The organism is Paenibacillus hebaui (assembly GCF_051934385.1).
GTDB lineage: Bacteria > Bacillota > Bacilli > Paenibacillales > Paenibacillaceae > Paenibacillus.
In genome coordinates this window covers 4522315-4531516 of sequence record NZ_CP196836.1, presented here as the reverse complement: position 1 = coordinate 4531516, position 9202 = coordinate 4522315, and the positions used below count along the sequence as shown (strand labels likewise).

17 protein-coding genes are annotated in these 9202 nt (G+C 35.1%); all 17 read left to right on the top strand.

The window, feature by feature from the left end:
• Positions 1 to 10 precede the first annotated feature (10 nt).
• The 17 genes from ACR32F_RS20405 (at position 11) to ACR32F_RS20325 (ending at position 9201) form a co-directional block, all read left to right on the top strand.
• Positions 11 to 901, top strand: a complete 891-nt coding sequence (locus ACR32F_RS20405) for a hypothetical protein (protein WP_440110188.1) — start codon at positions 11 to 13, stop codon at positions 899 to 901.
• 115 nt (positions 902 to 1016) lie between these two features.
• Positions 1017 to 1997: a hypothetical protein gene (locus tag ACR32F_RS20400; RefSeq protein ID WP_440110186.1), complete on the top strand. Its 981-nt coding sequence runs from the start codon at positions 1017 to 1019 to the stop codon at positions 1995 to 1997.
• Between the two features lie 94 nt (positions 1998 to 2091).
• On the top strand, positions 2092 to 3090 hold the full coding sequence (locus tag ACR32F_RS20395; RefSeq protein WP_440110184.1) for an ATP-binding protein: 999 nt from the start codon (positions 2092 to 2094) through the stop codon (positions 3088 to 3090).
• A 103-nt stretch (positions 3091 to 3193) separates the two neighbouring features.
• Positions 3194 to 3715: a hypothetical protein gene (locus tag ACR32F_RS20390; RefSeq protein ID WP_440110182.1), complete on the top strand. Its 522-nt coding sequence runs from the start codon at positions 3194 to 3196 to the stop codon at positions 3713 to 3715.
• Positions 3716 to 3795: 80 nt separating this feature from the next.
• A complete protein-coding gene (locus ACR32F_RS20385) occupies positions 3796 to 4299 on the top strand; it encodes a 3D domain-containing protein (RefSeq protein ID WP_440110180.1) in 504 nt (167 codons plus the stop codon).
• 19 nt (positions 4300 to 4318) lie between these two features.
• A complete protein-coding gene (locus tag ACR32F_RS20380; protein WP_440110178.1) occupies positions 4319 to 4858 on the top strand; it encodes an AAA family ATPase in 540 nt (179 codons plus the stop codon).
• Positions 4859 to 5074: 216 nt separating this feature from the next.
• Positions 5075 to 5422, top strand: a complete 348-nt coding sequence (locus tag ACR32F_RS20375) for a hypothetical protein (RefSeq protein ID WP_440110176.1) — start codon at positions 5075 to 5077, stop codon at positions 5420 to 5422.
• A gap of 12 nt (positions 5423 to 5434) precedes the next feature.
• Positions 5435 to 5710: a hypothetical protein gene (locus ACR32F_RS20370; protein ID WP_440110174.1), complete on the top strand. Its 276-nt coding sequence runs from the start codon at positions 5435 to 5437 to the stop codon at positions 5708 to 5710.
• On the top strand, positions 5703 to 6068 hold the full coding sequence (locus ACR32F_RS20365) for a hypothetical protein (protein ID WP_440110172.1): 366 nt from the start codon (positions 5703 to 5705) through the stop codon (positions 6066 to 6068). Before ACR32F_RS20370 ends, ACR32F_RS20365 begins: the two co-directional genes overlap by 8 nt.
• Positions 6040 to 6402 carry a hypothetical protein gene (locus ACR32F_RS20360; RefSeq protein WP_440110170.1) on the top strand — a complete coding sequence of 121 codons (363 nt, stop codon included), beginning with the start codon at positions 6040 to 6042 and terminating at the stop codon, positions 6400 to 6402. Before ACR32F_RS20365 ends, ACR32F_RS20360 begins: the two co-directional genes overlap by 29 nt.
• Before the next feature lie 93 nt (positions 6403 to 6495).
• The gene (locus ACR32F_RS20355) at positions 6496 to 7023 is read left to right on the top strand and encodes a hypothetical protein (RefSeq protein ID WP_440110168.1); all 528 of its coding nucleotides are present in this window, start codon (positions 6496 to 6498) and stop codon (positions 7021 to 7023) included.
• Between the two features lie 236 nt (positions 7024 to 7259).
• Positions 7260 to 7670: a hypothetical protein gene (locus ACR32F_RS20350; protein ID WP_440110166.1), complete on the top strand. Its 411-nt coding sequence runs from the start codon at positions 7260 to 7262 to the stop codon at positions 7668 to 7670.
• A gap of 24 nt (positions 7671 to 7694) precedes the next feature.
• Entirely contained in the window at positions 7695 to 7871 is a 177-nt protein-coding gene (locus ACR32F_RS20345; RefSeq protein ID WP_440110164.1) for a hypothetical protein, read from the top strand.
• Positions 7872 to 7896: 25 nt separating this feature from the next.
• Positions 7897 to 8091, top strand: a complete 195-nt coding sequence (locus tag ACR32F_RS20340) for a hypothetical protein (protein ID WP_440110162.1) — start codon at positions 7897 to 7899, stop codon at positions 8089 to 8091.
• A gap of 30 nt (positions 8092 to 8121) precedes the next feature.
• On the top strand, positions 8122 to 8328 hold the full coding sequence (locus ACR32F_RS20335; RefSeq protein WP_440110160.1) for a hypothetical protein: 207 nt from the start codon (positions 8122 to 8124) through the stop codon (positions 8326 to 8328).
• Between the two features lie 38 nt (positions 8329 to 8366).
• Entirely contained in the window at positions 8367 to 8903 is a 537-nt protein-coding gene (locus ACR32F_RS20330; protein WP_440110159.1) for a hypothetical protein, read from the top strand.
• Positions 8904 to 8922: 19 nt separating this feature from the next.
• The gene (locus ACR32F_RS20325; protein WP_440110157.1) at positions 8923 to 9201 is read left to right on the top strand and encodes a hypothetical protein; all 279 of its coding nucleotides are present in this window, start codon (positions 8923 to 8925) and stop codon (positions 9199 to 9201) included.
• Position 9202: the final 1 nt, after the last annotated feature.

The following is a 9202-nucleotide window of genomic DNA, read 5'->3' as shown; positions in this document are numbered from 1 at the left end:
TGGGTTATGAATGACCTTAGAGCCTACATATGGATACTTTCAACTTAGAGGACAAGTAGTTGGCATGATGAGCGATAAAGCTTATACAGAAGGAGATAACGGTACTTGGAATCGAATCCAATTTGGTGTCAAAGTTAGCAGCAATTCAATAGTGTATGTTGAGCTTATGGGTTCTAAACAAGACAGAGTTAAGATATATAAGAAGATTGGGAAGAGAGTAGACAAGGATGATTCAATTACAGTTCCTTGGTCTGACAGATATAGTGAGAAGTATAGCTCATATAGGAGTTCATTCAATGTTCGATTAAACATTAATGAGAATAGAGAAATGTCATTGTTACCTTATGATTCAATTAAAAGTATCCACGAGAACCTGAGCGATGGAACAATTGTTTTGGTCAAAGGATCTCTTCAGATAGATGAGTATAAAGATAAGATATCAGAGAAGTTTGTAATTAAAGAAATGTATGATTGTGAATCTTCGGAAGAGAACTATAGCAATGAGGAAGCATATTTTAACCAAGAGATCATATACTTGAGCTCCAACAATGGCAAAATCCAGACTAAATTGATCTACCGGAAGCATGGGGATATTGAGATCGTTCCCTATGAATTCAGTGCTAAAGATGATGAGTTGTTGAATTATTTTAAAGATAATATTCAACCCAATTCAACTCTTAGAGTGCATGGAGTGGTTAAGTATTATGTCCCAACAGAGACTATTGAAGGACATGAGATCATTACAGGCTCAGCAGTTAAGGAATTAGTTATAACAGGTGGAAGCACGAACTCTATAGTCCAAAGCAGATACTCAAATGAAGACCTTGAAGATAATAGAATCATGGGAAGTCCATTTGAAGAAGAAAAGCATGATGAAAAGGTCAATCAATGGGGATTTTGAAAGGATGTGAGAGCATAGATATTTTATCCATGCGCAGCCCACCAAACTAATCATACTCACGGTGGAATGATTATATTAAACAATAAAATAATACATAATAGGAGAGATTAATTTAATGACAAACGAAAAACAACTTCAAGAAGGAACAAATGTAGTAGTAGTTGAGGGAATTGTAAAAGATATTCGAATTGAAGAGGGTCAAATTGAAGACAAAGATATGATTTCTGGAGAAATTGATATCCAAGTTTCAACCGACTCAGTTCATACTATCAATATCTTTTCATATAAAATGAACAAAAAAAATGAAATCAGTGGTTTATACAAAGGTTATGTCACGATTCGTGATGAGTTTAAATCGATTGATAAAGATGGCATTGATCTAGCAGATAAAGTTAGAATTGAACATGGTAAAATCGGGAAAAATGAATATGTTGGGCAAGATGGGGATTTCAAATCATACCCTAGGATTTCAACGACTTTTGTAAATCGAGTCAAAGAAAACGATATTTTTGAACCTAAGGCCAAGTTCACACTAGAATTAGTAGTTGCAGGAATGATTGAGGAGAAGCGGAATGGAGAAGAGACAGGAAGACTTATTCTCAAAGGATATGTTCCCGGTTACCCAGAGGGAAAAGATGATACGAAGAAGATATTCCCATTCGAAGTGGTTGTTTCTGATCCGCATTCTGTAAACTATGTTCAGAATACATATGAAAAAGGTCAAACAGTTAAAGTGTTTGGAGATATTGTAAATCAAACAACAGTTACTAAAAAGCTTGTCGAGGTTGGTTTTGGAGAACCACAGGAAGTTATTGATCGCAAAACTGTTCGGGAATACGTTGTCAATGGTGGAACACCGCCTATGGATGAAGATGATAAGAACTCCTTTGACACTAAACTAGTGAAAGAAGCGCTGAAAAAGCGTGAGGCGGCAATTGAAAAGAAAAAACTAAACAAAAAAAATAAAGACACCACTAAAAATAGCTCAAAGGGCAATGAAGGTTTTGGTAAACCTGATCCATTTGCAGACAAATCAGACCCATTCTCTGATGATGGTAAACCCATTGATATTTCTGATGACGATCTTCCGTTTTAGATTATTGATAGGAAAATGAACAAAATGAGCGGTGTTATACTATGCCGCTCATTACAAACAATAAAATAATACATTACTAGGAGAGATTAATTTAATGGCATTTGACATTTTTAACCCTGAAGTTTCGGTTGTATCATATGGTCTGGAAGGAAAGACGATCACTATTTATGGAAGCAATAACCTTGGAAAAACACTTCAAGCCACAAAAATGAAGAAGCCTTTTTACTTAGGATTCGAAAAGGGGATCAAAGCAATTTCAGGTGTAAAGTTCCTTCCGGTAAACAACTGGGCTGACTTTAAAAAAATTAACAAACAACTCACAAGTAAGGCCAACCTTCCTAAAGCCAAAGAGCTATATCAAACCATTATCTTTGATGAGGTGGAAGCTTCGGCACGTTACTGTTCGCGCTATGTATGTGACAAGTTTGAAGTTGAAACAATTACAGAAGGTCGTGGAGGGTATGGCCTATGGAAAGAATATGAGATGGAATATTGGGAAGAAATCGACAAACTTCTAAATGCAGGATACACAGTAGTATTCATTGCCCATGAGACCTTTGATGAAAAGAAAGGCAAGATTGTTCCAAAAGGTGATAAACGGGCCATTGCTCCAGTAATCGATAATAGCGAAATTGTCGTATATCTTCAATCTAACGGTATCGATGATAAAAACAATGTTATTAAATCAAGTGGATTTATGGCTGAAACAAAAGAATTCTTCGCACGAAGTAAACTGGATTACATTAACCCTTACCTACAAGAGTTCACTGCTGAGAATTTGGAGAATGCAGTTATCGAGGCAATCAAGAAACAAGAGGAAGCAGAGGGAATCAAAGCCGTTTCTTATAGCGAGCAAAAGGAAACACTCACTTCCGAAGAATTGGATTTTGATGAACTTAAGAAGAAAATCATTGCAGCAGGGAAAGAGCTTCACAATAATGGTAAGGGTGAAATTGTTAAAGAAATCATTGAAAAAAATATTGGCAAAGGAAAAATGGTTACTGACTTCACCAAAAATCACGTCCAAATTATGAGTTTTGTACTTGATGAGTTGATTGATGAAACTAACAAGCTTGAAAAGAAAGAAGAGTAATACATAGAGTTTATGAAAGACAGATTTCATAAAGAATAAATGTCTATATGTAGATAGTTTGAAAATATATCCATCTACATATAGATTCATAGGAGGGTACATTTTGTCAGAGATTAAAGCTAACTGGACTCCGCTTCCAGTGATTCTTAAAAAGGGTGACATTGTTTATTCGAAAGATGATCTAAGCGTATTGTACGAAGTTATAGGTACTGGATTTGCAGTAGTTGAAGACGATTCTAGAACTAAAACCGAAAGATGTTTAAAAGACAGAATGATCGACTACATCAAGCAAGTAAATAGTAATCCAGATATAAGCAAGCATATAACAAAACTTTACTATGAAGATGAGAATGCTGAACGGAAATGTGTCACTGATTATAGTACTTTTATTGATTATATGTCCGAAGAACTTCAAGAATCGCTCAAGTATGGCAGGACATTAACCAAAAAATTAGAAGATGAATTGAATTACTATCGTATTGAGAGATTTTATAAGCCAGAGATTGAGCAGCCGAATGTTGAAAAGTTAGTGACCATTGGTAAACCAGAAGTAATTCTATCCCAAAAAGACACACAAAAGCTCTTAAAAGTGATTGGAGAATTAAGAAGCATTAATATACTTTAGCATTAATGCAGTAGTCATACATACGGCCTCACTTGAAATAGTGGGGCTTTACTATAATCAAATATCAGGAAGGTGATACGTTGGAAGTACTCCTATCTCTATTGTTGGCACTGTCCATTGGTCAGGCAGGATTAGAAAGTGTCAATCAAGCACGAGAAGCGAAAAACACGAATATGATTGAGAGTGTTAAAGTTAAAAAGTCGGTTGAGCCTAAGAAAGTTGTTCAAAAAGAAGTTAAGCAAGTAAAGGCAACAGTCAGTAAGAAGAGTGATAACAATGAATCTTGGCATACATATAGTGTGACTGCTTATACTGCAGGAAAAGAGTCAACGGGTAAGAGCTATGGAGATAAGAACTATGGTATCACAGCTTCAGGAGAGAAAGTTAAAGAGAATCATACTCTAGCATGTCCAAAATCAATAGAATTTGGAACAAAGATATACATACCATACTTTGATAATACGTTTGTTTGCGAGGATCGTGGTGGAGCCATAGTCAGCGGCAAGCTAGATGTATACATGGGCAATCTACAGGACGCAAAAGATTTTGGAAGGCGACAACTGAAAATTAAGATTATTGATTAGAAGAGGATGAATAATATATATGAAGAAAAAAGTCTTTTGCGTAATGGCATACTCAGGCGCTGGAAAGACCGAGGTTGTGAAAGAGTTGGAGAAGGATGGATATAGCGTCCTTCAATCATACACAACTCGACCACAGCGACATGAAAATGAATGGGGTCACAAATTCTGCAATAACGAAGAGTATGAGGAATTTAAATCTAAAGATGAAATAGCAGCTTACTCTCTTATTGAAGGTAATCATTATTTTGCTACCAAGCAGCAATTGTTTAGCTCAGATATCTATGTAGTTGATCCGGTGGGTATCGAGGATCTAAAAGAACGAATTCTAGATGTTGAGTTTGTAGTTATCTATTTGAAAGTTGATAAAAAAACACGAATGAGTCGTATGCAGAAACGTGGAGACGATGTTCATCGAATCCTATCACGAGTAAATACAGATGGGATCAAATTTAGAAAAAAACGATACGATTATCAGGTAATTAATTATGAGTTCGACAAAGCAGTTAAGATTATCAAAAACATCATTAAAGTAGAGTCTGAATCCAATAGTGTTGAATGAATAGGCTTAAAACAGTCAAATACATAAGCGAAACTTCTGTGGATGAGATGATTGAACAGATCATCTCTAAGCAGAGTGATGTCAGTATGGTTATTGAATTAGCAAAAGCAAGTAGAACAGAGTATGGACTCAAAGTGCAAGAACTAATTAAACGACTTGAGTCATTGTAAAAGCTGTATTTCACAATAAAAGGACAATCCAAGGAGGACATAATCTATGAGGTTTACCGAATATAGTAGAAATGAAGATATATTCATCGAAGAGATGAAGGGGTTAAATGAAGAAGGGTTTACGCATGACATTGTTTTATCCTATAAAGATAAAAAAGTCACTCTAACCTTCCCTGCCAACAATATTAGTTTGTCTGATATTTTCGAAATAATGCAAGACTCATTTTTTAATGAATACTATCTTGGTGAAGTTAGAGAAATAAGGCAGAGATTTTCTAGTCTTGGGGCAGTGGAAGCTGAATTTATTCATCAAAACCACAAGGTATGGATTGAAAAACTGTCAACTGTTATGTCAAAAGTAGAGATGAGTAATTATTTTATGCATGATCTATAAGGAGGATGAAAGATGGAGATTGTAGATAAAAGGATTGCAGTAGAATCAAATGCAGAACATGGTGATGTACTCGTCACTGAGCTAGGTAATTATGTATTCATCACTTATGACGGTAATAGTGGTTTATACGGGTTTGTATGGATCGGAGATGGTCTTGAGATTAGAGATTGGAAAGACAATCTAGATGACATAGCCGTGGGGAACAAGATTAGAGGAACGACTATTGTATCAATTATCAAGAATAAAGAAATTACAATTTCATTTAACAAGGAGAGAACGAATGAGTAAATTTAAAGAATTCATCAAGAAGGTAGCAAGTAAATTCAGTACACCAGTTAAACCATTAGCAGTGGACGTGTTTGAGGAAGACAAGTTTAAAATTGATATGCAAGGCAATGTGAAAGCAAGCGAATTAAAAATGAACGTATCTGTAACTGATGAAGTAGACATTGAAGGACTGAAGTATAAAGTTGATCAGTTAATTATTGATTCTATGTATATTCCAAAAATGATTGAAGTTATTTTGAAAGAGCAGAAAATCAAACAGTTACGCAAAATCCAAAGCAAAACGAACAGCAATCGAATCAAAAAGAAAATTCAGAAACGGATCGATACATATGGAAAAAATACAATCACACGTAATTAAGGATATTTGGAGAGTCAGAGAAGGTTTACTCTTAGAGGTTCATAAGTTTAAAACGCTCGGTCATTGCTGGATTAGATCAAAGAAGAGTGTCAAGCAGATTAGAGGATGTAAAGGTCTAACAGAACTTAAGGAAGATTATTGCGATAGCTACACTAAAAAGACTTTTCCAAAAGGTACATTGATATACAATACCGTTCCAGTTGAACCAGAGATGAACAAAGACAACTTCAAGTTTGAGATTAAATCAAGCGGTGGTTCAATTTTTGGAAAGAGTGCTGAAGAAATGAAAAAGATATTAAACGACATTGAGAAAGCAATTAATACATATGAGTAGGCAGTCTTTCAGATGGTGTAATACGATTAATTGAGTAGCTTCAAAGCTATGTCTTGGTGAAATAAAGAGTTCATTAAGAAAAGGAGATTTTAAATGAAGAAAATCTATGTGTGCCAATTGACAGGAAAGCAATTCGACAATGAACTTGATTGTTTAGAATCAGAGTTTAAGCATGGGGATGAACCAAAGAAGTTCGGTAAACTTGTAAATGAGTTTGTGGATGCGATTGAAAAAAAATTTAAGTTAACAGTTAAAAGAGAGACTTTAAATATCTCTGATACATTAGAGAATTATATTAATGACCGAATGATTCACTGGAGAGATCTCGGATTTACATATACCATCAATGGTCGAGATAAAAAGTATTATAAAACGAGTGATAATGTTGGTGATGGTAGATGGGGGTGGGATTGTGAAGATACAATAGATAGTCTTGTTGCAGACTTTGAGAAAGAACATTTAATAAAACTTCGAAGAAAGTTTGAGGGAGTGTTAACGTGTGAATGGGACGACTATAGAGGTGAGACTTACTCAGTAGGCAACCAAAAAGTTAACGATGTCCTTGCAGCTATTGTCTCCAAATATCCAAATAAGAAAATCAGAATTCAAGTTATAGATTAAGTGAAATTGATATTTCACATAGAAAGGAAGAGAGACACAATTGAAGTTCTCACGTAGAGCACTACAAGAAGACTTTATCCGTGAAAACAGAGAATGGGAATATCTTCTTCATCCCAACATTTTAACAGAATATCATAGCGGTAATATAGGAAAGGCTGTGCTCACACACAGAAATTACAACGGGTGTGGAGTTCAATCGTCAAAACAGGCAATAGAGAACTATACAGGATTCTTACATGCATGGAATGATTTTAAAGAGGGCAAAGAAGTTTTTGTCCAATACTGAACTAGGAAGGGGAGAGGGAAACAACATGAGTATGAATGCTACGCATGTTAACACGATGATATTTTCAGATGAACAATTAAAGGCAGAAGCGAAGATGAATGAGTTAGTTAGTTTCTTGCCTGAGAGATCTATTATCGAAAGAGGAAATAATCATATTAAAACTACAATTGGTACGTATAGAGCTAAAAAATATTCCGAGGGATGTAGGGGGTATAGATATCAAATAGTTTATATCGACAAGTCTTTGTCTGTAATTTCTGATGTGGTCAATTCCATTTTAATTAAGTTGAGATCGCCAGACCTTTATGGAGAACCACAGAATGATAATTATAACTGGAAAGACCATGTATATTTCTTTTGATTTCATCTAGAGAGGAGATTGGCAATGTTAAGAGGTTGGATATGTGCTGATATAGAGGATAGAGATGAGCTTGAGAAATTTGGAATCAAGTTGGGTCAGTACAACTATGAAGACAGTGAATTTACAGAATGTATGGTGAGCGAAGAGGCTTTTTCTTTGCTTGAACCTCAGTGGGGAAAGTACATATGGGGACTCCATTAGAAAAGTATAGAAAGAAGCTGATCAGTTGAACAAAATTGTAGTCCGAGAATATTACTATAGCTGCTCAGATGGTTGCTGTAGTGAATATGGGACAGAGTTATTTGTTAATGAAAAGTTAGTTGGAACATTTACAGATGTTGATGAAGATGTTGTAAGGAATTTATTAGAGGCATTAAATGTGGAGTTTGAACTTGAATACATATATGACCATCAGGATTAAGTTTTTATTTTCCAAGAAAGGAGAGCCGAAATGAACTTTGAAGAAATAAAACCTAAGCCCCACGATCCAAAATTCACCTTAACTCTGTCTCTTGTAGAAGCAATTGATTTGTGGCGTATAGTATGCTTGGCTGAAGATCAAGACTTACAGATCGCTAGTAAGTTCGTTGATGCATTAACTGAACTTGCATCAAACTCAAACCAATATACTGAATATCTAAACGGAAAAGATATCTAGACGAAATCGATCTTTGACTGTGAAAAAGGAGTGAGTGAATGAACGAAGATTTAAAGTTTCTAAAAGAGCTGCAAACAGAATTAAATACTCAAGAGAATGACTCTCAAGCAACACCGCGTTTCTGGACGATCATGGATTACAAAAAGTTACCCGGAAATGAAGATTATGATAGCGGTGAGTTACAGTATTTTTTCAACGATGGTGACCATGTAGTATTTGAAGACTTTAATCACTTAAAGGAGTTCATTGAGGAACACTACGAGGAAGACATAGATGATGAGTTGAGATGGCATTTAAATAATGAAGATTTTGAGTTTCTCTGGCAATACATAACAAACAATTTGAATGATGATGGATATTTTGATTCGCTATTTGTAAAAGAAGAAGAGTTTATTGCTCCCAATACAATGTTTCTGACTAAAGCCGAAGCGAAACGACATCTTGAATTAAATCACTATCACTACACTAGTAAGGCACATACATATGCAATGACAGCTTGGAGAGCTCCAAAGGTAGAAAGACTGTTGAAAATCTTAAGTGAGTTTGATTTTGATTCATTAACCCAAGAGAAGTGAGAAAGGAGCAACTTATACAGTGGTGAAAGTAATAGAAACAAACTTATCTATGGTAGATGGCCAAATTTACGATTTTCAATCTAGAGTAATCGAGGTGTCTAGTTGGGAAGATTTCAAAAATGAATTTATAGAGAATGTATCAGTTACACGAAATGCTTGTATGGGAAGTATGTTTGGAACAACAATTCCTCAAGGTGCTACAATCGAGAATTTAGAATACAGAGACAATATTCTGCAATGTGATATCTATAGTTATTCTGACGTACATACGAAGAAGATTTGCTATTTAATACAATGAA